Origin of the sequence: Shewanella sp. ALD9 (assembly GCF_002836315.1) — a bacterium.
GTDB lineage: Bacteria > Pseudomonadota > Gammaproteobacteria > Enterobacterales > Shewanellaceae > Shewanella.
Window position 1 is genome coordinate 336,930 of the sequence record NZ_PJCD01000041.1, and the last position, 24,494, is coordinate 361,423.

Below are 24,494 nucleotides of genomic sequence, written 5' to 3' on the forward strand. Positions count from 1 at the left end.
CCTAAATTCTAAACCTTATTATTTATGATTAGCTTGGCTAATCGATAACACAACAAGTTGGAACACTATGGCACTGTTGCAAATTGCAGAACCTGGCCAAAGCGCCGCACCGCACCAGCATCGTCTTGCGGTTGGAATTGATCTTGGTACCACCAACTCACTTGTTGCTGCGGTAAGAAGTGCTCAAGCATTAACTTTGCCTGATGAGCAAGGTCGTCATTCATTGCCGTCTGTGGTGCATTATGGCGAAACCAATGTGTTAGTGGGCTATGAAGCTCAAGACAAATCGGCTTTAGAACCACAAAACACCATCGTTTCTGTGAAGCGTTTTATGGGACGTAGCCTCACTGATATTCAGTCTGGTGTACATCGTTTACCCTACGCATTACACGCGAGTGAAAACGGCTTGCCAGTGTTTACTACGCCGATGGGACAAGTTAATCCTATTCAAGTGTCTGCCGAAATTTTAAAACCTTTAATTGCGCGAGCTGAAACCACGTTAGGTGGTGAATTAGAAGGCGTTGTGATTACCGTACCTGCGTATTTTGATGATGCACAACGTCAAGGTACCAAAGACGCTGCTGAATTATTGGGTGTTAAAGTATTACGTTTATTGAACGAACCCACTGCTGCAGCCATTGCTTATGGATTAGATTCAAAGCAAGAAGGTGTGATTGCCATTTACGACTTGGGCGGCGGTACTTTCGATATCTCGGTTTTACGATTAAACCGTGGCGTATTTGAAGTGTTAGCCACAGGTGGTGATTCTGCATTGGGTGGTGATGATTTCGATCACTTACTCGTGAGCCATTTACAACAGGCATGGCAGATAACAGAACCAGGCAGTCAATTAGCACGTCAATTACTGATTGAAGCTCGCCGAGTTAAAGAAGCGTTGACTGACAATGACAGCGTTGAAGCTTCTGTCGTCATAGCTGAAAAGACATTAACCTGCATTGTCGATAAAAGCTTACTTAACGAGTTAATTGGCGCGTTGGTGAAAAAAACTATCGGCAGTTGTCGTCGTACTTTACGTGATGCTGGCGTGAGTGTGGATGAGGTTATTGAAACCGTCATGGTCGGTGGCTCAACTCGCGTGCCATTGGTGCGTGAACAAGTTGAAACTTTTTTCAAAAAGACACCATTGACATCAATCGATCCTGATCGTGTTGTTGCTATTGGTGCCGCGATTCAAGCAGATATTCTTGTTGGTAATAAGCCTGAATCGGATTTGTTACTATTAGATGTGATTCCATTATCCCTAGGTGTTGAAACCATGGGCGGCCTGGTTGAAAAAGTGGTTACTCGTAATACCACTATTCCCGTTGCTCGCGCACAAGAGTTTACCACGTTTAAAGATGGTCAAACGGCCATGGCATTCCATGTGGTGCAAGGTGAGCGTGAACTCGTTGATGATTGTCGCTCATTGGCCCGTTTTACCTTACACGGTATTCCGCCTCTAGCGGCAGGTGCTGCACATATCCGGGTGACATTCCAAGTGGATGCTGATGGCTTGCTTAGTGTTACCGCGATGGAAAAGTCCACCGGGGTTAAGACATCGATTCAAGTTAAACCGTCATTTGGTTTATCTGATACTGAAATAGCAACCATGTTAAAAGATTCGATGAAGTATGCTAAAGATGACATTACTCGTCGTATGCTGGCTGAACAAAAAGTTGAAGCGGCGCGGGTGATCGAATCGCTTAATGCTGCTTTGGCAAAAGATGCAGCGCTTCTAGATGAGCAAGAACGCGAAGAGTTAGTCGTTGCGATTGCCCAACTTGATGCCGTAGCACAGCAAGATGATATTGATGCCATTGAAAAAGCGATTGCAAATCTCGATGATAAAACCCAAGATTTTGCGTCAAGACGTATGGATAATTCTATTAGAGCGGCGCTAAAAGGGCAGTCGGTCGACAACATATAGGTGAAATGATGCCACAGTTAGTATTTTTACCCCATCAAGAACTTTGTCCAGACGGCGCAGTACTTGAAGCAGAAGTGGGTGAGACCATTTTAAACGTTGCGCTGCGTAACGGTATTCATATTGAACATGCGTGCGAAAAGTCATGTGCTTGTACTACATGCCATGTCATTGTGCGTGAAGGTTTTGAACAGCTTGACGAAAGTGATGAGCTAGAAGACGACATGCTAGATAAAGCATGGGGACTTGAGCCTGAAAGTCGTTTATCTTGCCAAGCTAAAGTGGTGGATTGCGATATGATTATCGATATTCCTAAATACACAGTCAATATGGTCAGCGAAGGTTAGTGTTTGCCGAAGTATTAGTGTATCAATAATCCCATTTATAGCGGGTAATTGATCACAAAAAAAAGAGCCAATCTTGCTAGATTGGCTCTTTTTTTATCTGTGGTCATTCCAGTCATTGATTTTAAATAAACTCAGCGTATGATGCGCGAAAATTCCAATTTTGGAGCACTCTGTGCGCATCGCAATACTGTCTCAAGGCCCGCAATTATATTCTACTAAACGCTTAGTTGAAGCTGCTGTCGCCCGCGGACACGAAGTCAAAGTTATTAATCCATTAAAGTGTTATATGAATATCAATATGACCAAACCTAGCATTCATATGGCGGGTAAAGATCTGGGTCATTTTGATGCTGTCATCCCTCGTATTGGTGCTTCAGTGACCTTCTACGGTTCTGCAGTATTACGTCAATTTGAAATGATGGGTGTGTATGCGGTTAATGGTTCAATTGGAATTGCGCGTTCACGAGATAAATTGCGTTCAATGCAGCTGTTATCACGTCAAGGTATTGGCTTGCCGATCACTGGTTTTGCCAATAAACCCAGCGATATCCCTGATTTGATTGATATGGTCGGCGGTGCGCCATTAGTGGTTAAATTGTTAGAAGGTACTCAGGGCATTGGCGTGGTATTAGCTGAAACCCGCAAAGCTGCAGAGAGCGTGCTTGAGGCCTTTATGGGACTCAAAGCTAATATTATGGTGCAAGAATATATTGCTGAAGCACAAGGCGCTGATATTCGCTGTTTTGTGCTGGGCGATAAAGTGATTGCTGCGATGAAGCGCCAAGCAAAGCCGGGTGAGTTTCGTTCTAATTTACATCGTGGCGGCAGTGCTACTTTGGTTAAATTAACTCCGGAGGAGCGATCAGTCGCGCTTCGCGCTGCAAAAACAATGGGGTTAAATATTGCTGGGGTTGATTTATTACGTTCTAACCATGGGCCGGTTGTGATGGAAGTTAACTCATCTCCTGGTTTAGAAGGCATTGAAAAAGCGACTCAAAAAGACGTTGCCGACGCCATTATTGGCTTTATGGAAAAGAATGCCAACAAGTCCATCAAGTCAGCACAATAAGATTTAGCGATTACCAAAGAGCAGAAATTGGGTCATGTTAATAAAAATGACTCAATTTAGTGATGAAATATCACCGTAAAAGCGGATAAGGCTAGGAATATATGGCTAAATTACGTATAATCCGCGCGAATTTTTTAAACTTGCTCACATTAAGGAAGCTAGTTATGGCGATCGAACGCACATTTTCTATTATCAAGCCAGATGCAGTTGCTAAAAACCACATTGGCGCTATTTATAACCGTTTTGAATCAGCTGGTCTTAAGATCATTGCTTCTAAAATGGTACAACTATCTAAAGAACAAGCTGAAGGTTTCTACGCTGAACATAGCGCACGTCCTTTCTTTGGTGCTTTAGTTTCTTTCATGACTTCTGGTCCAGTAATGGTTCAAGTGTTAGAAGGCGAAAACGCTGTTCTAGCTAACCGTGAAATCATGGGTGCAACTAACCCAGCTGAAGCTGCTCGTGGCACCTTACGTGCTGACTATGCTGCAAGCATCGACGAAAACGCAGTTCACGGTTCTGATGCAGTTGAATCAGCGGCACGCGAAATTGCTTATTTCTTCAGCGCTGACGAAGTGTGCCCACGCACTCGTTAATCGTTGCTGTAAGTTGATAAAAAAGGAGCTTCGGCTCCTTTTTGTGTTCGCTCTTCAGAGGTTTATCACTTTAGCTAGTTAATCTTTTTCTTTAATGCGCTAATAAGTCCATGTCAAAACACCATGTCTATTTTACATTTAATTAACAATAAGATTGCGACCTAGTATGTTGATGTTGTGTTAAATACGGTATCTGTACTCCGTCAGAAAGTTCCTTATCTTATACTAAATATCACCAAACAGGCTTTTTTGCCGTTTAATAAACAGGGCTTGTCAGGACCGATATTAGGGCTATTTTGAATAGATTAGCTTATAAAAATGCTAACAAGTTAATTTTCTGAATAAATACTCAGTAATATTGAAATGTCATTCTGACGATTTTTACGACAAATAGTCAATTATATTTAAAATATTGAGAATTAATTTTTGATACATTTAATGATCGATTGTTTTTAAATTGTTAATAATGTTTTGTTTTTGTTTTTATTGGTGTGTTTATTTGTTTTTTAATGGTGTTTTGTTTGTGCTTTTATTTGCGATTTAAAATGTTAACAATCTTGATAATTACCGTTAAATTAAGTAACTGATTGATTTTAAATGAATCGGTTTAAGTCAAATTAATTATCAATCCACATGTTAAATGTGATGTTGTTCACATGTTGCCCTTATTGACTAAAGGTTTTTTATTCATTAATAATGTTTTTCAGTAATTGGCACTGACCAATTATTCATAATTAAAAATATAACGACTTGTTTTATTTCATTCCAAGTTATAGGGAGTTTATTCATGAGTTCAGTCACATTAACTGCTAAGGCAATTCGCCGCAGTTTATTAGCTGTAGCAGCAACAAGTGTCGCGACAACAGGCTTATTTTCTTCAGTAGCATTTGCTGCCGATGAACAGAAAGTTGAAAGAATCGAAGTCACCGGTTCTCGTATTCAACGTCAAGACATGGAAACTGCTTCTCCAGTAACCATCATTTCAGCTGAAGCTATTCGCGCAGAAGGTTTCACTTCAGTTGACCAACTACTTCAAGCTCAAACGTCAATGGCTGGTGCTGCTCTAGGTTCTAGTTCAAACAACGGTTCAGACGGTGTTGCGCAAGTTGACTTACGCGGTATGGGTTCACAACGTACGCTAGTGTTATTAAATGGTCGTCGGATGGTTAACTCTGGTTCAGGTGCAGACAGCTCTGTCGATTTGAACTCTATCCCTGTATCGATGATCTCTCGTGTTGAAATCTTAAAAGATGGTGCATCAGCAGTATACGGTTCAGATGCTATCGCTGGTGTTGTTAACATCATCACCAAGAAAGATTTCGAAGGTTTCCAACTAGATCTTAACGGTAGTACTACCAGTGAAAGTGATGGTGAAACTGGCGAGTTAAGTGGTTTATACGGTTTCAACACCGATGGTGGTAACTACACTATTGGTGCTGCGTATTCAAAGCGTGAAAGTGTTATTCAGTCAGATCGTAGTTGGACAGAGCCAGGTGCAAGTTCATTTTTACCTACCGGTTCATTAGGCGGAAAAGTGCGCAATGACGCTGGTGAATGGGTAGCTCGTTCTACAGGTTATGACTACACCACTAGCAGTTATTACCAAACACCAAATGAGCGTTACAGCTTGTTTGCAAACATGATTCAAGAATTAGACAATAATTTAGTGCTAACAGGCGACGTGCTTTACACCAAGCGTAAGTCTGATCAGCAATTAGCTCCGCAACCTGCTGACGTTATGTTAAACGTATGTGGTGCTCCAGGTGTTGCTGCTGGTGCAGCATGTATAACACTTGACCAAGCTATGACAGACGGTGAAATTGCTGCTGATGATACTGGTCGTGTAAATTATCGTCGTCGTACTACCGATGCCGGTCCTCGTATTTATTCTCAAGACACTGATACTTTCCGTATCTCTGCTGCATTAGCGGGTGAACTTGATATCAATACAGGCATGAACTGGGATATCGCTTACACGTATGGCAAAAACAAGGCTGATTCAAGTGTTGAGAACTCTATCAATGCAACCAATCTTAAGCAATCTGTTTATGCTAACCAAGATGCATGGTTCACAGGTGTTCCATTAACAGGTGAAATCGTTAATGACATTAGCTTTACTGATAATGCTGACGGCGGAAATGAGCAACATGTTGTTTCTGCTGGCCTAAATGGTGAGTTGTTTGATGTAAGTGCTGGTGCAGTTGCATTCGCTATTGGTGCTGAATACCGTTATGAAAGCGGTTTTTACAATCCAGATCCTGTAACAGTTGCTGGCGACAGTACTGCTGCACAGCAAGATGCTACAGACGGTGATTACAATGTATTGTCTGTATTCCAAGAAGTCAGTGTTCCTTTCACTGAAAAATTAACCGGTGAATTTGCACTGCGTTATGACGATTACTCAACATTCGGTAAAGCGTCTACTTGGAAAGTAGGTCTAACTTATGAAGCTAGTGATGATTTGATGCTTCGTACTGTAGCGGCAACAGGTTTCCGTGCACCAAGCATCAGCGAGTTATTTGGTGGTGACACTGGTTCTTACGACTACTTGGATGATCCATGGGGCAATGCTCAGGACCCACAGATTCTAGTTCGTTACACGTCTGATGATGATCTAAAAGCTGAAGAGTCTGACTCTTATACCGCTGGTTTAGTTTACTCACCAAGCTATGTTGAAGGTCTATCGTTAACACTTGATTACTGGCGCTTTAAAGTGACCAACGCAATCACTCGTTTAGATGTTCAAGCTGGTTTAGAAGAATGTTTTGCTAATGCTTCAGCTGCTGCATGTGAAACCTTTAACATTGGCGCAAACGGTGATTTGTCTAATCTTACTAACTCGTTAACAAACGTAGGTAGCCAAGACACTAGCGGTTTAGATTTCAACTTAGCCTATAACTTTGAAGCCTTATCGTTAGATTGGAAAATCAGCAATGACACAACTTACTTGTTGAACTTTGAACAAGAAGACAATGATTACACCAACAAGATCGATGGTAACTTTGGTGCTTATGCAGAAGTTCGTAACAACTTCAGCATTCAAGCCGGTCAAGATAGCTGGAGTGTTAACTACTTCAACCGTTACATTGGTGAAATGGACGATCTAAATACAGGCGATAAAGTTGATTCGATTCTTTATCACAACTTAGCCGGTACTTATTATGTTACTGACATGATTACCTTAAGCGCTGGTGTGAAAAACATCACTGATGAAGAGCCATCAGGCGTATCAAATGGTAGTGATGGTGGTACGGTACCAGAAGTGTATGACACTATTGGTCGCCAGTACTACGGTGGTGTAACGGTTAAGTTCTAAATAACCGTTTAGTTATTGAGCTAAACATCAGACAATGTGACAGTTACATTGTCTGACATAAAAAGGCCTACATTATTGTACAATGCCGATCGTTTAAGGGCACTTGACCGATCTTGCAGATGAAAGATAATCCCTACCAGTATTCTGGTGGGGATTTTTTATGTTTGAGCAAGAGCTTGAATTAGTTCATGAGTCTGTTGAAGAAAGTGGGTCTTATGGTTCTGTAATGGAGGCTATTGATTCTGAGTGGATCGAACAATCACTCCTTTCAGCTAACAAGGCGAGTATCCGTAATCGCCGTCTGCCTGCGCAGCAGGCAGTCTGGCTAGTGCTTTGGATGGGATTAATACGTAACCAGTCCATCAAAGAAGTCTGTAGCTCGATGGATATAGCACTTCAATCTGGAGACTCCACCTGGTCTCGTGTAGCACCGAGTGTATTGACGGATTGCCGACGACGCTTAGGTGAAGCCCCAATGTCTTACTTATTTAAATCCACTATATCAGCCTGGCTTGAGCAAGCGTTAGGGGACCAAAATACACTAGGGCTTACCACTCTTGCCGTTGATGGAACGGTGTTTCGTTGCCAAGACTCTGAAGAAAATGCCAATGAGTTTGGTTTTATTTCAAAAACACACAAACCCTATCCTCAACTTCGATTAGTCAGCCTTATATCTACTGAAACCAGAATGGTATTAGGTGCTGCCTTTGATGGTTGTCACGTAGGAGAGATCACACTCGCACAGCGTTTAGTTCAAGATACACCTGATAACTCCTTAACCCTATTTGACCGTTGTTATTTCTCTGCTGACTTATTAGTCAATTGGCAAAGCTCTGGAGTACAGCGACATTGGCTGACACCCGTAAAGTCAAAAATGCGTTACGAGGTGGTCGAAGAGTTTGCGAATAATGATTTGCTCATTGATATGCCAGTCTCTCCCCAAGCGAGAAAGAAAAACCCCGAGCTTCCCGAAACATGGCGTGCCCGTTTTATTGCTTATCAAGAGCCAAAAGGTGAAATAAAAGGCTTCGTCACCTCATTGGTTGATCCCGTTAAGTATCCGCTGGACAAGCTACTTAATATCTACTGGCAACGCTGGGAAATAGAAGAAGGATACGGTGAACTTAAGCAAACCCAGCTACAAAGCAAGGTGACGTTACGAAGCAAATTTGTTGAAGGTGTTAAGCAAGAATTGTGGGGAGTGCTTATCGCTTATAATCTGGTTCGTTTAGAAATGACAGCGATAGCAAAGGAAGCTAAAGTTGCGCCAACCCGTATCAGTTTTACCGCGGCAATAAGCTTGATAGATACACAATTAAGGTGGCTTGCTTTATCACCAGATGGAAAGCTGCCAGCGAAACTTAAGCAAATGCGAGCCGATATAAAACACTTTATCCTTCCAGATAAAAGAAAGCACCGAACGTATCCACGCTCAGTGCTCTATATACCTAGCCGTTATCCACTTAAATATAAACAGTAATGCTTATCCGAATAGCATTATACATTATTGTAGGCCTTTTTATTACGTTGATTTTTATGTCAATAATATAGAAATCTAGTGATTTAAGCGTAATTCATGTCGATGTTCTCGACGGAATTTCTGTTCACAACCGGTACAACGTTGTTCTGTCGGATCGGCGATTAAGCGGGGCGGTTCTATGTCCATTTCACAATCAGAGCAAAGACCATATAAACCCAGTTCAAGCTGACAATAAGCAGCATCTAGCTTCATGAACTTAGTAAAAATATCAGTATTGATTAGTTTGACTTGTGGTAGGTAATCAATCACTTTCACCAGAGGGGTTTCCATTGAAATATGAGCAACTTCAGTAGCTTTTAATGAATCCTTGATAACCAGCATTAACTCACGCCTCAAAATAAGTTCAAGTTGTTGAAGTTTTTGCTGTATGTCCTGAGTGTTGTGCAACTGAGATAACCTTAACTGACTATGCCAATGTAGGTAATCTATTTTAGGCACAAATAAAGCAGGCGTTATGACGAAGATCAATTCTCGATAAGATTTCTGTGATAAAAACATGAATAATAATTTATCATTTATTCATCTCAGCCAACGTTATGTGTCTGTCTTAGCGATAAGCTATGATTGATTGTCGCATATATATGGTTAATTAATCGCAGCTGATTGAACACAAAAAAAGATAATTTCGCTATTTTGTGATGACTTAGGATTAATACGGTTTATAACCTTGATGACACATTTTCACCAAGGTTGATTTAATCCGAAATAGTATAGTTGGTGCGTTGTTGCAAGCTTATATGAGCGATCTATGAGCATGCTGTAGAACCTTAACGATTTCTTCAGTAGTTTTGAATATTCGTAATTCTCTAAACAAAGTATCTGCTTCGGGATATTGACGGTTCAAGTAACTAAACCACTGTTTAATCCGTGAAGGGTAGTAATCGGACTTACGCCCATTGAGTTCTTTATCGGTATAGGCCATAAGTAAGCTTAGGGTTTGTTGCCAACTGAATGGGGTCGCGCCGGTTTTAATCGTATCGCCTAAGTTAGGCAAAGAAATAGCTCCTCGGCCAATCATTATACTGTCACATCCGGTGACATCCATGCATCTCTGAGCATCAGCGGCATTCCAAATCTCTCCGTTAGCGATAACAGGAATAGGCAGGCGCTGTCTCACCTCAGTAATGTATTCCCAATATGCCGGTGGTTTATAACCGTCGGTTTTACTACGAGCATGAATTGCAAGCTCTGTAGCGCCAGCCTCATATACCGCTAAAGCGTTTTCCATAAATAACGACTTGTCTTCGTAGCCTAAACGGATTTTAGCAGTAACAGGATGCTCAGACGGTACTGCGTCGCGCATGGCTTTGACGATACTGTAAATATTCTCAGGATATTGGAGTAATACTGCGCCGCCTTTGCTTTTATTGACGGTTTTAGCTGGACACCCAAAATTTGCATCAACGCCATTTGAACCTAGTTCTACAGCTCTTATGGCATTTTGTGCCATCCACTCAGGTTCTTGGCCTAATAACTGAACACGTACAGGTGTTCCTGATGCGGTTAGCCCTTGATGGAGTAGCTCAGGACACAATTTATAGAACACTTTATCTGGTATGAGTTGATTGACGACCCTGACAAATTCCGTCACAACCAGGTCAAATGGATTGATGGCAGATAATATTTCACGCATATGGTCATCAACCACACCTTCCATTGGAGCTAAAATAACGCGCACAGTACACCTTGCTGAAGTCAAAAGTGCGCTATTTTAGCGTGTTTATTATTTGATATCAGTACTAAATTGCTATGCGCGTTTTTTTGTCGATTAACTAATCAAATTATTGCTAATAATCATATTGATAGCGATTTTGTTGTATTTATGTTAAATATACATGGCATTAGTTTTGAGGCTGCCTAGCAAGTATTTGTGTTAAATAAATAGACATTTTTCACGTTTTTTTAATTTTTTTGCAATAAAATTTACTTACTACAGGTCTCTTTAACCAAGCCGGCAATGATGTTGGTCACCATACACAATTAAGATATAGGAAGATAATTATTATGAATTCAATCAAACAAACTACTTTAGCGGTTGCATTAGGTTCTGTTGTAATGACTGCTGGCTTTTCTGCTCAAGTAGAAGCTAACCCATTTGGTTTTCAACAATTAACTTCTGGTTATCAAATTGATGGCGGAGAAGGCAAGTGTGGTGAAGGCAAATGCGGCGAGAACATGAAAAAATCTGCTGAGAAAGCGGCCGAAGGTAAATGTGGCGAAGGCAAGTGTGGCGGCGATAAAATGAAGTCTGCTGAAAAAGCAGCTGAAGGTAAGTGTGGCGAAGGCAAATGCGGCGGCGACATGAAAAAATCCGCTGAGAAAGCGGTTGAAGGTAAGTGCGGCGAAGGCAAATGTGGCGGTGACATGAAAAAGTCTGCTGAGAAAGCCAAAGAAGGTAAGTGTGGTGAAGGTAAGTGTGGCGGTCAGAAATAATTAATGACTTCTATTTGATAATGCCTTGGCTTATCTGACACAATTAAGGCCTGAGATTCAGGCCTTAGTTTTATCTGTTTTTTATTTTTAAGGACGCATTATGTCTATTCAGCATCGCAACGCACAGGGTCAGGCTAGTGTCGGTTTAGGACTTCGCCGTGAAATGCTGGATGAATTTTGTCAGCAGGTACCATCTGCCATTAATTTTTTCGAAGTGGCGCCTGAAAATTGGATGACATTAGGCGGCAAGTTTGGGCGTCAATTTAAAACATTAACTGACCAACATGCTTTTTTCTGCCACGGGCTTTCATTATCCATTGGTAGTCCTGCAGCGCTTGATAGTCAATTTGTACAAAATATAAAACGCTTTTTAGATGAGCATAATATAGAAGTGTATTCAGAGCATTTAAGTTATTGCTCTGGTACTGGCCATATGTATGATTTGATGCCAATCCCATTTACTGATGATGCAGTCATCCATACCGCTAAGCGGATAAAGCAAGTTGAAGACATACTCGAGCGTCCATTTATTTTAGAGAATGTGTCATTTTATGCGGCGCCAGGTGCACAAATGACCGAACAAGAGTTTGTTAATGCGGTGCTGCAAGAGGCCGACTGCAATTTACTGCTTGATGTAAATAACATTTACGTTAATTCAATTAACCATCAATACGATGCTGCAGCTTACTTAGCGGCTATGCCTACCAAACGAATCGCTTATCTGCATATTGCAGGGCACTATGAAGAAGAGGCCGACTTAATGGTTGATACTCACGGTGCGGATATTATCGATCCTGTATGGGCCTTATTGCAGCAGTGTTACCAATTACATGGCGTGCACCCGACCTTGCTTGAGCGTGACTTTAATATTCCTAAAACAGACATACTTCTTAATGAGATTAATCAAATTCATCAGTATCAACAAAATGCCTTAACGCAGCAGTCAATATTGAGGAAGGCATAATGGGTTTCATTGAAGTACAACAACAATTTATGGACTATATCCGCGATCCTAGTTTGCCATTGCCCGAGGGGATTGAACCTAGGCGCATGAAAATCTATCGAGAATTATTTTTTAATAATATTGCAGGTTTTGTGTCGAGTGCGTTTCCGGTGTTGAAAAGTGTATATGAGGACGACCAATGGCAGGCCTTAGTACAGCAATTTTTTGTAAACCACGATTGTAAGACACCAATATTTGTTGAAATAGCCGGTGAGTTTTTAGCGTTTTTACAACATGAATACCAGATGACAGAAGATGATCCTGTTTTTATGTTGCCGTTAGCACATTATGAATGGTTAGAATTATGTGTCGCCGTCGCGCCAGATACTCCCGCAGCTCAATCGATCAATACCATCGAACTAAACCAGCATAGGTTATGCCTAGCAGCTTGTGCCAAAGTGGCGCAATATGCCTTTGACGTTCAACATATTAGTGTTGACTACCAGCCTATAGAGCCGACAGCACAAGCGAACTTTTTTTGTGTATTTAGAGGTGCTGATGATGACGTCGCATTTTTACAGCTGACACCATTAAGTGCGCAAGTGTTAGCTTACATTGAACAAATGACTCATTCTCAACAGGGTGTAACAGTCGATGCCATTATAAGTTGGTTAAGTGAGCATTATCCACAAATGCCAAATGACACCTTGTTGTCAGGCTGCTTGCCTTTATTGCAACAACTGGCACAAAAGGGCATTGTTATTTCATCAATCGAGTCATAATAGGCTTAATATATTTAAGGTTTTTATTTTGTGAAGATGGGTCTAAAATAAGCCACTTTTTGTGATGTGCTTCACGTCTGTTGTGCGCTATGCTCACTCAACAGTTGGCATAATATAACAAATGAAAGACGTGAGTTATCGCAGTCACAACATCACCTTAATCTAGGAATAATCATGAGTCAGCCGTTTAAAGACCCGTTTAACATCTTTTATTTTATTGGTTTTATTTTGGTTTTATTAATTCCAACATTACCCGCGAGTCTTTCATGGTTGAAAGCAACAGGATTAATTTAACGCTTACTTCAGGTTAACCTGTCATGATATTGTCTTATTAAACCACTCGGATAGAGTGGTTTTTTTGTTTGTATGAGGGCGCATATGGCAGTGAAACGCGGATTTTTTCTCATTATTGGTTTGTGCAGTCTAGTGTTAGGCATTATTGGCATTGCACTGCCTCTTTTACCTACCGTGCCATTTATTTTATTGGCTGCGTTTTGTTTTGCTCGATCTAGTGATCGCCTTCATCATTGGCTAATCAATCACCCTTGGTTTGCTGAAGGTATCTCTCAGTGGCAATCGAAACGTGCGTTGAGCCGATCGCTCAAGCGAAAAGCCATGTTAATGAGCGGCCTTAGTTTTACGATTAGTATTATGATTGTACCGATAATATGGGTGAAAATTATGTTGTTGTGCATGATGCTTGTTTTATTATTTTTCTTGTGGCGGATCCCAGAGTTAGAATAATAAATAGCCTGGTTAATGCATGCCTGTTGCAACTGAGATTAAACGGGCATAAGATCACACCAGTATTTTTACCAGAGTCCACCATTGACGTGGACTTTTTTATTGCGTAATCACTTTCAGATAGAGTTAACTACATTATGATGAACCAAGACAGTTTAGCGCTTATTAAGCAGAGCATTAAAACCATTCCTGATTATCCAATACCAGGCATCATGTTCCGTGACGTCACCAGTTTGCTTGAAAATGCAGAAGCTTATAAAGCCACGATTGCGATTCTAGTCGCTCATTATCAATCAAAAGGTTTCACTAAAGTGGTTGGTACTGAAGCGCGTGGTTTTTTATTTGGTGCCCCACTTGCGTTAGAGCTCGGCGTTGGTTTTGTACCTGTACGTAAACCGGGTAAATTACCCCGTAAAACCATAAGCCAAACTTATGACTTAGAATACGGTAAAGACACCTTAGAAATTCATGTCGACGCGATTAATGCTAATGATAAAGTGCTCGTTATTGATGATCTATTAGCCACCGGTGGCACGATTGAAGCGACTGTAAAACTTATTCGTCAATTAGGCGGTGAAGTGAGCCATGCTGCGTTTGTTATCTCATTACCAGAAATTGGTGGCGAGAAGCGCTTACAAGGTATGGGAATTGAAGTGTTAAGTTTATGCGAGTTTGACGGCGAGTAAGTAAAGTAAAATAAACTGCCATTTTATTAAGCAGTTAACTAGATTTTGCTCTATCAAATGCTTGCTCAACAATAGCATGCCGGCCCTTGGCATGTTATTGTTAACCCCTTTAAAGGGATTGACTCCCGATAGCTCTCTGTGGGGAATTTCATGTCTTACCAAGTACTCGCCCGCAAATGGCGTCCAGCTAAATTTGAACAAATGGTCGGCCAATCCCATGTATTAATGGCATTAACCAATGCACTGAGCCAACAACGCTTACATCATGCTTACCTGTTTACCGGTACGCGCGGCGTGGGTAAAACCAGTTTGGCACGTTTGTTTGCTAAAGGTCTTAATTGTGAAACAGGCGTTACTGCTACGCCGTGCGGCGAATGCTCTAGTTGTATTGAAATTGCCCAAGGCCGATTTGTTGATTTAATTGAAGTCGATGCCGCTTCCCGCACCAAAGTTGATGATACTCGCGAACTTCTCGACAATGTACAGTATCGCCCATCCCGTGGTCGTTTTAAGGTGTACTTAATTGATGAAGTACACATGTTGTCGCGCAGCAGTTTTAACGCACTACTAAAGACCTTAGAAGAGCCTCCTGAGCACGTTAAGTTTTTATTAGCGACAACCGATCCGCACAAACTGCCGGTTACTGTGCTATCTCGTTGTTTACAGTTCAATTTGAAAAGTTTATCGCAGGACGAAATTAGCAAGCAACTTGAGTATGTTATCACTCAAGAAAAGTTACCATTTGAGTCGCAAGCACTGAGTTTATTAGCCAAAGCGGCCAATGGCAGTATGCGTGATGCGCTCAGTTTAACGGATCAAGCCATAGCATTTGGCAGTGGCCAAGTGATGCTTACACAAGTGCAAACCATGTTGGGCAGTATTGATGAGCAACATGTGCTCGCGTTATTAAAAGCCTTGTGTGATGCCGATGTTGGGCCATTAATGCAAACCGTGGCAAAAGTATTGGCATTTGGCGCAGATGCCGAAGAAGTACTACGCAGCTTATTAGAATTATTACATCAAATCACCTTAACTCAATTTGCCCCAGCCGCAGCACAACAATCGCTGTTTAGTGAGCAAATTGTGGCATTCGCGCAGCAATTAGCGCCTGAACAAGTACAGCTTTATTACCAAATGCTGCTTAACGGCCGTAAAGATTTACCCTTTGCTCCCGATCCTAAATCGGGCTTGGAAATGGCACTGCTTCGTGCGATAGCCTTTACGCCCGAGAAACAAGTAAAACGTTGGGTAACAACGACACCAGCTAATATTGATTTAAGCGTTATCGATCACGCATCAACTTCAACACAAGAGGTCATTGAAACAGGCCCAAAGCCTGATGCTCTGCCTCAAGCGCATTATGGTTTAACGACAGCAGCAACCGCTATTCAGGCTGAAGTGTTGCCGACTGCCGAAGTTGAAGATGCTGATCCTCTCGACGATATCGCTGTTGAGCCTTCGTTGGTGGCTGAGCAAGCTTTATTGTTGGACCAAGCACAAAGCTTAGGGTTTGATTCATTGCCGCTAGAAAGTGTCGATATGCACACTGACCAGCTTGTTAATGATGATCCCGAAGCTGACGTTGTTAATGCAACTTCATCTGATAATGTTGTTCATAGCGCAGATGCTGAAGCAACGGATGAATCCAGTACTAAAAATGTGACAAGCGATGTTATCGAGTCTGAAGAAGTTGCAGAGCAACCTGCATTGGCGCCAAGTACGGCAGACACCAATTCAGTAGAAAATAGTCAATCCAGTGATAGTGCAGATAATAGCTCACTTGATGCCTATTCTTTTATGGATTATAACGAAGCAGATGATCCGTCAATGGAATATCAACCCTCTGATCATGACGAATATGTTGCGTTTTCTGCTTCAAGTGAGGCAACTGACGTTAACCATGTTACTGAAGCTTCGGAGTCGATGTCTAAACCGAAAACGGTTAATCATCTCGCTGACGATAACAGCGACTTGATGAGTGATGATGCACGTCAAAACCTCGCTAGTGAAGATGATAACTTAGACGACTTTTTAGATGAAGTGTTAGCCAGCCGAGATTCTCTCATTGCAGATGTTGGTGTATTACAGCAACAAGAAGAACTTGCCAAAAAAGAGTCTACAAAAACAATCAGTTCTAGAGTGAGCAAAGCGGCTGCGGCATCAACATCAACAACGGCCGCTAATGAGTCTTCTGATAAGTCAGAACAGGCTGAGTTTAGTGCACCTACAGCCAACGAAGCATCATCTGTAACGCTCAACGGAATAGACAAGTCTAAAGTTGTGGCCGATTATGATAGACCTCCTTGGGTCGCGCCCAAAGAGGGTGAGATCGTTAATGCGTTTGCAGATATTAATCAAGAGACTAAACCAGCAGTTGAAGCAACATTTCAACCATCGAGTTCAGTCAGTCAGCAAGCTGGTCATCAACATCAAAAACCGGCCAGCGCACAAATAACCCGTTCACTGGCTGCTGATCCGCAAAACATTAATGCAGAGCCGGTGATTCAATCTAATGTGCTCGCCAAATTTGAACCACACAGCATTCAAGGCGATGAAGTTGATTTACATTGGTATAAAATAATGACTAATGTGTCCGTTGGCGGAAGGGTTAGGCAATTAGGGGTGAACTCCGTGTGCCCAACATTGTCAAACCCAATAGTATTGGTGTTAAAACCAGACCAGAAACATTTGTCTGCGCAAACTGCTATCGATCAATTACAAGTAGCGTTATCTGAGTACCTTGAGCGACCAACTGAAGTTGAGATACAGATTGGTGTGGTGCAAAAACGAGAAACACCGCTTGAGTTACGTAAACGTTTTCATCGGGAGCTTATTGCGCAAGCGCAACAATCTATTTTGCTTGATGATAAAGTTCAGTGGATGATCCAGCACTTATCGGCTCAGTTAGACAGTGACACTATTGAATATCCATCGGAGCAACTAGGGCAAATAGCGCAGGATATTGCACTCATCAGCGCTTCATAAGTACACAAATAGGGTGGTTTTACAGAAAATGAATATATCTTCATCTCAAAAATGTATCTGTAATATTGCCAATCGATTTTATTTCAGTAAGATTGTCGCCATTATGACGACTTGCTAACAACCTTAATTAGAGAGAGACGACTATGTTTGGTGGAAAAGGCGGTATGGGCAATTTAATGAAACAAGCCCAAATGATGCAAGATAAAATGGCTAAAGTGCAGGAAGAAATTGCACGCACAGAAATGACGGGTGAAGCGGGTGCTGGCTTGGTTAAAGTAACCATGACAGGTAACCACAATGTGCGTAAAGTTGAAATTGATCCAAGTTTGATGGAAGACGATAAAGAGATGCTAGAAGATCTTATCGCCGCAGCGTGTAATGACGCAGCCCGTCGTATAGAAGAAAATCAAAAGACTAAAATGGCCGAAGTGACTGGTGGTATGCAATTACCACCTGGAATGAAAATGCCATTTTAATCGGGTCGTTAATTAATAAAAAAGCTCAAGCATTAATGCTTGAGCTTTTTTATTTGCAGCGCTAAACCGCCTTCATCGCAGCTTGTTGGTCAATAATCACATAGCCTTGTGCTTAGTAATCATTAGTGCATTACTGAAACTTATTTTCAAGTTTAACTTTATCAAAAATACCTCAAGCATAAGAGTCACATTTCACTTTCATTTTTTGGTCATCAATCAATAGAGTTTCTTTTTTCAATTCAGTGAAACTTAATGAGTATGCGATTTCAACAAATTTGAGGTTGAGAAAGTAACCTAGACGACAGCAACAATAAGAATGATTTTTTCACAATAATGTCCTTAATATTATTCTATAAATCCATGAGTAACTCATCTAGTTATAGCAATTTATACGCCAAAATAAAAACTAAATATAATCAATAAGTTATTTATTCTCTATTCTGTAACTTAGTTATTTTACTCATTAAGTTATGAGTTTGACCAATCTAAGCAATCTATTTAGATAACCAACCTTGTGTCGGTTCATGCAGCCATAGACTTTGCTATTACCCTTATGTAAAGCATTTAAATATTAACTCAAAGTAAAAAATATTTGACATTGATTGACATCAAACTATCATGAGGTGAGTTAAATATTTTTTACTTTGAGTTCGCTGGGGTTAACATGAGTAATAAACAAAAAGTACACCAATGGTTGCAAGAAACCAGCTTTCGCGAGCTAACGCTATCGATAGATTTTTTGGTAACAGGTTATATTTTCTATCTTTATTTGAGCCAGTTGTTTAATGCAACCCCAGAGCAATTTGCATCTATTGAATGGTTATCAAGTTTACTGCTTGAGACCATCATTTACTCAATTGTACTGATGGTTGTCAGTTATGTTTTATTAGCGTTAATTAGCGACGATGAGTTATCACAACCGATGGATGTGAGAGAAAAACAAATCAGTTTAGTCGGTTATAAATATTCGGCTATCATTTTGCAAGTGGGCGTTGTATTTGCCATTTTTCAGTATAATATCGCCGCCCAAGATTTTGATTTTATGCAACAACGGACTGTGCCGTATTTACCACTGCATATTTTAATTGTGGCTTTTCTAACTGCTGAGCTGGCACATTACGGAGTGCAATTGTATAAGGGGCGCACTGGTGATATTTATGGATAATCGGGATGATGTAAAAGTAGGGATTTCAAATACTATCCGTACGTTACGCTTTTTACATAACGAAATGACGCAGAAGCAACTGGCCGAACAAATTGGTGTGACGCGTCAAACGGTGATGGCAATAGAGTCAAATAAATACTCTCCAACACTTGAAGTGGCGTTTAAAATTGCAGAGGTGTTTAATTTACCGTTGGATAAGGTTTTTACTTATCGTTCAGGTAAGTAACCTAAACACGTGATAATAAAATCCCCTCAAACAGCCTTTTGTTACGTTATTTGCGTCCTGTCTAAGCCACTCTCACTTGATTACGGCCATTTTGTTTTGATTGATAGAGTGCTCTGTCTGCATTTTTAATCAGACACTGGTAGTCTTTACATTCAGATGTCATTCCAGCAACACCTACACTCACAGTGACACCAATGGGAAGTATATCTATCTCAGACTCACCAGGCAGTACTAACTGAGTGTTTTCGATAATCGTTCTGAGTCGTTCAGCAAGTGTATAAGATGTGGAGACTTGGGTTAGAGGAAGGATGACGATAAACTCTTCACCACCATAACGAGCCACTATATCTGATTCTCTTAACGACATTTTAATGTTCTGGGCGATATTTTTCAAAACTAAGTCACCAATCTGATGGCCATACTTATCATTAATGTTTTTGAAATGGTCAATATCGATAAGGAAGATGGATAGTGGTTTAGAATAACTTTGCGCCCTTTGTGTTTCCTCTTTGAGGCGACGGTCTAAGTATCGACGGTTAAAAATCCCTGTTAGTGAGTCGGTGATGTTTTCTTGTTTAAGGGCATGTATCTGCATAATGTCACTGGTGGTTTTGAGGGATAGGCTACACACAACAAATACAAAAATAGCTCCGCAAAAAAATATCACTGGCACTACTAAATCGAGTGGTTGAGAAAATGTAACCAAGCAAAATTTAGCGTAAATGACATAACCTGTGATGAAAAACAGGATCAGCAGAATAAGAAATCCCCAACTGTGGCGTAATTCGCCGGTTGGAAGTCGGCTAAATATCGTCCATACCGGTGTGATAGCCATTGCAAGTATTAGCGCTCCGCAAATAACCAACCCACTAGCTAAAAATGGTAAACTATCTTGCATATTGAGTCCTTGCATAGGTGACACTTTAATTTGAAAACTCATGTTTTTGGAGGTGTTTTTAATATTATCGTGGATGACCTCCTTAGGTCCTCACCGGCAATATTAAGTTCTGAATAGTAGAATATCAGATGGATTGAACAAAAAAAGTGATGGCTTTCAAAAGTTAATTAACGCCTTATTTGCGGTTGTGTCTAAAGCCATAAAGATGAGTCAATAGAGTTGTCTTTAAGTTGGTTTTTAAATTGATGTAGATACAGGTTGTTTCATTATTAATCTGCTCCCGTAATCACGGTAATTTTTTACTAAAAGTAATCGTTGAGCAATTCACCTACCTACGATGGCTGTGGTCATATAGAGTTAACGTTTTCAATAAGAACACTGTTAATTCGTCGATTGTGGCTTCATTTATTGCAACAGAGGTATTAATCTTTGCATTCAAACGCTGCACAGACAATAATCGCACTGCTTTGGTGTTTCCGCATATTGGCTTAGCCGATCACAAGACGGTTTCACCATGACATTACAATGAGTTTAGCTATTAAGGTATTGGCAATTTTATGAAATTTAGTCCTTTGGTCGATGAATTAATTCAATCTTTACGTGCGTTGCCTGGCGTCGGCCCTAAGTCTGCACAGCGTATGGCATTTCAATTACTTGAGCGTGAACGTAAAGTGGGCCTTAAGCTCGCAGATTCGTTGCAAAAAGCCATGTCTGAGGTGGGACATTGTCAAAGTTGTCGTACGTTTACCGAACAAGATTTATGCCCTATATGCAGTAGCCATCGTCGCATCAATACTGGGATCATTTGCGTGGTTGAAACGCCTGCTGATGTGCTTGCTATTGAAGCTGGTGGTCATTTTAATGGCCGTTATTTTGTGCTGTTAGGGCACTTGTCGCCGTTAGACGGTGTTGGTCCTGAAGAGTTGGGGTTAGCGTTACTTGAACGCCATTTAACATCAGATGACGTGAGCGAGCTTATTCTTGCTACCAATCCGACCGTTGAGGGTGATGCAACTGCACATTTTATTGCTGATATGGCCAGAAGACACAATGTGGTGATTAGTCGTATCGCACATGGCGTTCCCGTGGGTGGTGAGCTTGAATACGTTGATAGCACCACTTTAGCATTATCTTTTAATGGTCGTATTCCGCTGTAATAGCCCCATAGCTGATTAGAAACCAAGATGCCAGCAAGTCAAAAATTAGATTTGTTGGCATTTTTTTATTCAATCTTGGATGAGTCATGAGGAATACAGGCTACAAAAATGTGTCATATTGAGCCGATTTGGTCTTATCTGATGATTTATTATTCAACAAGGCGGTGTTGCCCCTTGAAAATATTGTAACGTCCCCCATCTCTTGGTTAACACAGAATTTTAGGCGAGTGGATTTTTCGACTCGTGATTGTTTAAACGTAACACCAAGGGAAATACTCATGTCACAACAAGAAACTCATGGCTTTCAAACCGAAGTAAAACAACTTCTGCAATTGATGATCCACTCTCTGTATTCGAATAAAGAGATTTTCTTACGTGAGCTAGTCTCAAACGCGGCCGATGCAGCAGATAAGCTTCGCTATTTAGCACTAACTGACGATACCTTATATGAAGGTAACGGTGATTTACGCGTTCGTGTGAGTGCGAATAAAGAAAAGGGCACAGTCACCATTTCAGATAATGGTATTGGCATGACCCGCGATAGCGTTATCGAACATTTAGGGACTATCGCCAAGTCTGGCACTAAAGAGTTTTTTAATAATCTTTCAGGCGAAGCGTCAAAAGATTCACAATTAATTGGTCAGTTTGGTGTGGGTTTCTATTCGGCCTTTATCGTGGCGAAAAAAGTTACTGTACGCACTCGCGCTGCCGGCCATGCTGCTAACGAAGGTGTCTTGTGGGAATCTGAAGGCGAAGGTTCATTCAATGTAGAAAGTATCACTAAAAATGAACGTGGTACTGAAATTGTGCTGCATTTACGTGACGAAGAAACTGAATTTGCAGACGATTACCGTTTACGCTCAATTATCACTAAGTACTCTGATCACATCTCTGTTCCAGTTCAAATGTGGAATGAAGGTACGCCTGAGTCAGACGGCCCTGATGGCGAAAAAGTCGCGGCAACGGAAGGTGAGTGGAAAGTGATGAACAAAGCGACAGCGCTTTGGACTCGTAATAAGTCAGACATCACGGAAGAAGAATACCAAGAATTTTACAAGCACATTTCTCACGATTACAGCGACGCATTAAAATGGTCTCACAATCGTGTTGAAGGTAAGCAAGAATACACCAGTTTACTGTACATCCCAGCTAAAGCGCCTTGGGATATGTGGAATCGCGACCATAAGCATGGCTTGAAATTGTTTGTTCAACGTGTATTTATCATGGATGAAGCGGAACAGTTTTTACCTACATACTTACGCTTTGTACGTGGATTAATCGATTCAAATGATTTGCCATTAAACGTATCTCGCGAAATTTTACAAGATAATCAAGTAACAACAGCAATGCGCGTGGGTATCACCAAACGTGTGTTAGGCATGCTTGAAAAACTGGCTAAAGATGAGCCTGAACAATACCAGTCTTTCTGGGCTGAATTTGGGCAAGTATTAAAAGAAGGCCCTGCAGAAGACTTTGCTAACAAAGAGCGCATTGCAGGACTATTGCGTTTTGCTTCTACTCATGACAACTCTGCCGCAACAACAGTGTCATTAGAGGCCTATATTGAGCGCATGAAAGCCGGTCAAGACAAAATATATTATATCGTTGCTGACAGTCATGAAGCTGCTGCTAATAGTCCTCATCTTGAGTTACTGCGTAAAAAAGGCATCGAAGTATTGTTATTGTCTGAGCGTATCGATGAGTGGTTAGTTAATCACTTAACTGAGTTCAAAGACAAGAAGTTGCATTCAGTGACACGTGGTGATTTAGAGTTAGGTGAACTTGAAGATGCAGCTGATAAAGAAGCGCATGACAAAGTAGCCGAAGAGTCTAAAGGTTTAATTGAGCGTGTTAAAGCTGCGTTAGCAGACAGCGTTTCTGAGGTTCGTGTTACTTCACGTCTAACTGACACGCCAGCGTGTGTGGTCGCGGGTGAAGGTGAAATGTCGACGCAGATGATTAAGCTAATGCAAGCAGCTGGTCAGCCTGTGCCAGAGTCTAAGCCAACATTTGAGATTAACCCAACGCATCCTTTGGTTGAGCATTTGAATAACGAAACTGACGAGCAATTGTTTGCTGATTGGGCTAACTTGTTATTACAACAGGCATTGTTATCCGAGAAAGGCAGTTTGGCTGACCCTTCAGCGTTTATTAAACTGACCAATCAAATGTTATTGGCGAGTGTAAAGTAAACTCGATTTAAGCAGTAAAAGCGGACAATAAGTCCGCTTTTGTTTTTGTCATTCTGCGGAGGCAATATGGACTACCTCATTAATCTTACTAAAGATAATATTCAACAAGTTGTTGATACCTCAATGCAAAAAATGGTGGTATTAGCATTTTGGGCGCAACAACAGCCCGAAAGTGTACAAATGTTGCAGACGCTGGAGCATCTTGCCAATAGCCAAGGTGGGCGATTTATTCTCGCTAAAGTGGATTGTGAAACTGAGTTAGAAATTGCGAATTACTTCCAAATTCAGAACGTACCGACCACATTGATTTTAGATAAAGGTAGACCCATTGATGGTTTTTCTGGGGCGCAAAGCCAAGAACAAATTAGTGATTTGCTCGACAAACATTTACCGCCAATGTGGATACAAGAGTTTGATGATGTTAAGCAGCAATTAGCCCAATGTGAGTTATCGCCAGAAGATTTAGCTAAAATTTCTGACCAGTTAAAAACAATTTTTATCGATTCACAACAAGCACCTGAAGTTGCATTGGTGATGACTGATGTGGCGTTACAGCAAGGTTTACTCGCAGAAGCCAAAGGGCTACTTGCCCGTATAGGTTTAGCGGATCAAGATAGTTACTATCATAATTTAGTGGCTAAATTAGCGTTAGCGGAAGATGCGGCAGATACTCCAGAAATTCGTCAGCTGCAACAAAATGTCGCAGAGCAACCTGATAATCTAGACGCAGTTGTTATATTAGCCAAAGCATTAAATGTTGCTCAACGTAACGAAGAAGCCCTTGAATTATTGTTTGTTATTTTACAAAAAGATATGAGTGCTGCTGATGGCAAAGTTAAACAAGTCTTCATGGAAATTCTAACCGCGATAGGTCAGGGCAATACGTTAGCCAATCAATATCGCCGTAAATTGTATACCTTGTTGTATTAAACAAATTGAAGCTGTTTTGTTACAACCCTTATTAGATCTTGGTCTAATGTCATAACAAAAGCGCTATTAAAAGTGCGGCAGATGT

General features: G+C 41.1%; 21 protein-coding genes. 18 read left to right on the top strand and 3 right to left on the bottom strand.

Annotated elements, in window-relative coordinates; all coding sequences use genetic code 11:
* The first annotated feature begins 67 nt into the window (after positions 1 to 67).
* The 6 genes from hscA (at position 68) to CXF88_RS18130 (ending at position 8,732) form a co-directional block, all read left to right on the top strand.
* Positions 68 to 1,927, top strand: a complete 1,860-nt coding sequence (gene hscA, locus CXF88_RS18105; protein WP_101088133.1) for a Fe-S protein assembly chaperone HscA — start codon at positions 68 to 70, stop codon at positions 1,925 to 1,927.
* A gap of 8 nt (positions 1,928 to 1,935) precedes the next feature.
* The gene (fdx, locus tag CXF88_RS18110; RefSeq protein WP_101088135.1) at positions 1,936 to 2,271 is read left to right on the top strand and encodes an ISC system 2Fe-2S type ferredoxin; all 336 of its coding nucleotides are present in this window, start codon (positions 1,936 to 1,938) and stop codon (positions 2,269 to 2,271) included.
* Between the two features lie 172 nt (positions 2,272 to 2,443).
* Positions 2,444 to 3,340 (top strand): 30S ribosomal protein S6--L-glutamate ligase, encoded by an 897-nt coding sequence (rimK, locus tag CXF88_RS18115; RefSeq protein WP_101088137.1) that lies wholly within the window; start codon positions 2,444 to 2,446, stop codon positions 3,338 to 3,340.
* A 164-nt stretch (positions 3,341 to 3,504) separates the two neighbouring features.
* On the top strand, positions 3,505 to 3,936 hold the full coding sequence (gene ndk / locus CXF88_RS18120) for a nucleoside-diphosphate kinase (RefSeq protein ID WP_041413046.1): 432 nt from the start codon (positions 3,505 to 3,507) through the stop codon (positions 3,934 to 3,936).
* 787 nt (positions 3,937 to 4,723) lie between these two features.
* Positions 4,724 to 7,252: a TonB-dependent receptor gene (locus CXF88_RS18125; RefSeq protein WP_101088139.1), complete on the top strand. Its 2,529-nt coding sequence runs from the start codon at positions 4,724 to 4,726 to the stop codon at positions 7,250 to 7,252.
* Between the two features lie 160 nt (positions 7,253 to 7,412).
* Positions 7,413 to 8,732, top strand: coding sequence for an IS4 family transposase (locus CXF88_RS18130; RefSeq protein WP_101085470.1), 1,320 nt, complete (start codon positions 7,413 to 7,415; stop codon positions 8,730 to 8,732).
* A 75-nt stretch (positions 8,733 to 8,807) separates the two neighbouring features.
* Here CXF88_RS18130 and CXF88_RS18135 read toward each other — a convergent pair whose 3' ends face one another.
* Positions 8,808 to 9,179: a TraR/DksA C4-type zinc finger protein gene (locus CXF88_RS18135; RefSeq protein ID WP_157822830.1), complete on the bottom strand. Its 372-nt coding sequence runs from the start codon at positions 9,177 to 9,179 to the stop codon at positions 8,808 to 8,810.
* 346 nt (positions 9,180 to 9,525) lie between these two features.
* Positions 9,526 to 10,470 (bottom strand): tRNA dihydrouridine(16) synthase DusC, encoded by a 945-nt coding sequence (gene dusC, locus CXF88_RS18140; RefSeq protein WP_101088143.1) that lies wholly within the window; start codon positions 10,468 to 10,470, stop codon positions 9,526 to 9,528.
* A gap of 326 nt (positions 10,471 to 10,796) precedes the next feature.
* Here dusC and CXF88_RS18145 point away from each other — a divergent pair, with 326 nt between their 5' ends.
* The 9 genes from CXF88_RS18145 to CXF88_RS18190 all read left to right on the top strand — a co-directional run bounded on the left by CXF88_RS18145 (position 10,797) and on the right by CXF88_RS18190 (position 19,232).
* On the top strand, positions 10,797 to 11,225 hold the full coding sequence (locus tag CXF88_RS18145; RefSeq protein ID WP_101088145.1) for a hypothetical protein: 429 nt from the start codon (positions 10,797 to 10,799) through the stop codon (positions 11,223 to 11,225).
* A 100-nt stretch (positions 11,226 to 11,325) separates the two neighbouring features.
* Entirely contained in the window at positions 11,326 to 12,189 is an 864-nt protein-coding gene (locus tag CXF88_RS18150; RefSeq protein ID WP_101088147.1) for a DUF692 domain-containing protein, read from the top strand.
* A complete protein-coding gene (locus CXF88_RS18155; RefSeq protein ID WP_101088149.1) occupies positions 12,189 to 12,950 on the top strand; it encodes a putative DNA-binding domain-containing protein in 762 nt (253 codons plus the stop codon). The genes CXF88_RS18150 and CXF88_RS18155 overlap by 1 nt, the downstream gene beginning before the upstream one ends.
* A 378-nt stretch (positions 12,951 to 13,328) precedes the next feature.
* Positions 13,329 to 13,694 carry a YbaN family protein gene (locus CXF88_RS18165; protein WP_101088151.1) on the top strand — a complete coding sequence of 122 codons (366 nt, stop codon included), beginning with the start codon at positions 13,329 to 13,331 and terminating at the stop codon, positions 13,692 to 13,694.
* A gap of 134 nt (positions 13,695 to 13,828) precedes the next feature.
* Entirely contained in the window at positions 13,829 to 14,380 is a 552-nt protein-coding gene (gene apt / locus CXF88_RS18170) for an adenine phosphoribosyltransferase (RefSeq protein WP_101088153.1), read from the top strand.
* Between the two features lie 150 nt (positions 14,381 to 14,530).
* On the top strand, positions 14,531 to 17,365 hold the full coding sequence (gene dnaX / locus CXF88_RS18175; RefSeq protein WP_101088155.1) for a DNA polymerase III subunit gamma/tau: 2,835 nt from the start codon (positions 14,531 to 14,533) through the stop codon (positions 17,363 to 17,365).
* Positions 17,366 to 17,508: 143 nt separating this feature from the next.
* Entirely contained in the window at positions 17,509 to 17,841 is a 333-nt protein-coding gene (locus CXF88_RS18180; RefSeq protein ID WP_011637860.1) for a YbaB/EbfC family nucleoid-associated protein, read from the top strand.
* 664 nt (positions 17,842 to 18,505) lie between these two features.
* A complete protein-coding gene (locus tag CXF88_RS18185) occupies positions 18,506 to 19,006 on the top strand; it encodes a hypothetical protein (RefSeq protein WP_101088157.1) in 501 nt (166 codons plus the stop codon).
* Entirely contained in the window at positions 18,999 to 19,232 is a 234-nt protein-coding gene (locus CXF88_RS18190; protein ID WP_101088159.1) for a helix-turn-helix transcriptional regulator, read from the top strand. Before CXF88_RS18185 ends, CXF88_RS18190 begins: the two co-directional genes overlap by 8 nt.
* Positions 19,233 to 19,293: 61 nt before the next feature.
* Here CXF88_RS18190 and CXF88_RS18195 read toward each other — a convergent pair whose 3' ends face one another.
* Positions 19,294 to 20,130 (bottom strand): GGDEF domain-containing protein, encoded by an 837-nt coding sequence (locus CXF88_RS18195; protein WP_101088161.1) that lies wholly within the window; start codon positions 20,128 to 20,130, stop codon positions 19,294 to 19,296.
* A 557-nt stretch (positions 20,131 to 20,687) separates the two neighbouring features.
* Here CXF88_RS18195 and recR point away from each other — a divergent pair.
* From recR to CXF88_RS18210, 3 genes are all read left to right on the top strand, one after another.
* Positions 20,688 to 21,287, top strand: coding sequence for a recombination mediator RecR (gene recR / locus CXF88_RS18200; protein ID WP_101088163.1), 600 nt, complete (start codon positions 20,688 to 20,690; stop codon positions 21,285 to 21,287).
* Positions 21,288 to 21,565: 278 nt separating this feature from the next.
* Positions 21,566 to 23,479: a molecular chaperone HtpG gene (gene htpG, locus CXF88_RS18205; protein WP_101088165.1), complete on the top strand. Its 1,914-nt coding sequence runs from the start codon at positions 21,566 to 21,568 to the stop codon at positions 23,477 to 23,479.
* 66 nt (positions 23,480 to 23,545) lie between these two features.
* Complete coding sequence (locus CXF88_RS18210; RefSeq protein WP_101088167.1) at positions 23,546 to 24,409, top strand: tetratricopeptide repeat protein; 864 nt, start codon at positions 23,546 to 23,548, stop codon at positions 24,407 to 24,409.
* Positions 24,410 to 24,494: the final 85 nt, after the last annotated feature.

What these genes read in the sequence shown, in the direction of transcription:
- CXF88_RS18210 (WP_101088167.1), top strand. Translation starts at nt 23,546, where the DNA reads ATGGACTACCTCATTAATCTTACTAAAGATAATATTCAACAAGTTGTT.
- CXF88_RS18195 (WP_101088161.1), bottom strand. Translation starts at nt 20,130, where the DNA reads ATGCAAGATAGTTTACCATTTTTAGCTAGTGGGTTGGTTATTTGCGGA.
- CXF88_RS18165 (WP_101088151.1), top strand. Translation starts at nt 13,329, where the DNA reads ATGGCAGTGAAACGCGGATTTTTTCTCATTATTGGTTTGTGCAGTCTA.
- CXF88_RS18150 (WP_101088147.1), top strand. Translation starts at nt 11,326, where the DNA reads ATGTCTATTCAGCATCGCAACGCACAGGGTCAGGCTAGTGTCGGTTTA.
- htpG (WP_101088165.1), top strand. Translation starts at nt 21,566, where the DNA reads ATGTCACAACAAGAAACTCATGGCTTTCAAACCGAAGTAAAACAACTT.
- CXF88_RS18130 (WP_101085470.1), top strand. Translation starts at nt 7,413, where the DNA reads ATGTTTGAGCAAGAGCTTGAATTAGTTCATGAGTCTGTTGAAGAAAGT.
- ndk (WP_041413046.1), top strand. Translation starts at nt 3,505, where the DNA reads ATGGCGATCGAACGCACATTTTCTATTATCAAGCCAGATGCAGTTGCT.
- CXF88_RS18145 (WP_101088145.1), top strand. Translation starts at nt 10,797, where the DNA reads ATGAATTCAATCAAACAAACTACTTTAGCGGTTGCATTAGGTTCTGTT.
- CXF88_RS18185 (WP_101088157.1), top strand. Translation starts at nt 18,506, where the DNA reads ATGAGTAATAAACAAAAAGTACACCAATGGTTGCAAGAAACCAGCTTT.
- dnaX (WP_101088155.1), top strand. Translation starts at nt 14,531, where the DNA reads ATGTCTTACCAAGTACTCGCCCGCAAATGGCGTCCAGCTAAATTTGAA.
- fdx (WP_101088135.1), top strand. Translation starts at nt 1,936, where the DNA reads ATGCCACAGTTAGTATTTTTACCCCATCAAGAACTTTGTCCAGACGGC.
- hscA (WP_101088133.1), top strand. Translation starts at nt 68, where the DNA reads ATGGCACTGTTGCAAATTGCAGAACCTGGCCAAAGCGCCGCACCGCAC.
- CXF88_RS18125 (WP_101088139.1), top strand. Translation starts at nt 4,724, where the DNA reads ATGAGTTCAGTCACATTAACTGCTAAGGCAATTCGCCGCAGTTTATTA.
- CXF88_RS18190 (WP_101088159.1), top strand. Translation starts at nt 18,999, where the DNA reads ATGGATAATCGGGATGATGTAAAAGTAGGGATTTCAAATACTATCCGT.
- CXF88_RS18180 (WP_011637860.1), top strand. Translation starts at nt 17,509, where the DNA reads ATGTTTGGTGGAAAAGGCGGTATGGGCAATTTAATGAAACAAGCCCAA.
- CXF88_RS18155 (WP_101088149.1), top strand. Translation starts at nt 12,189, where the DNA reads ATGGGTTTCATTGAAGTACAACAACAATTTATGGACTATATCCGCGAT.
- recR (WP_101088163.1), top strand. Translation starts at nt 20,688, where the DNA reads ATGAAATTTAGTCCTTTGGTCGATGAATTAATTCAATCTTTACGTGCG.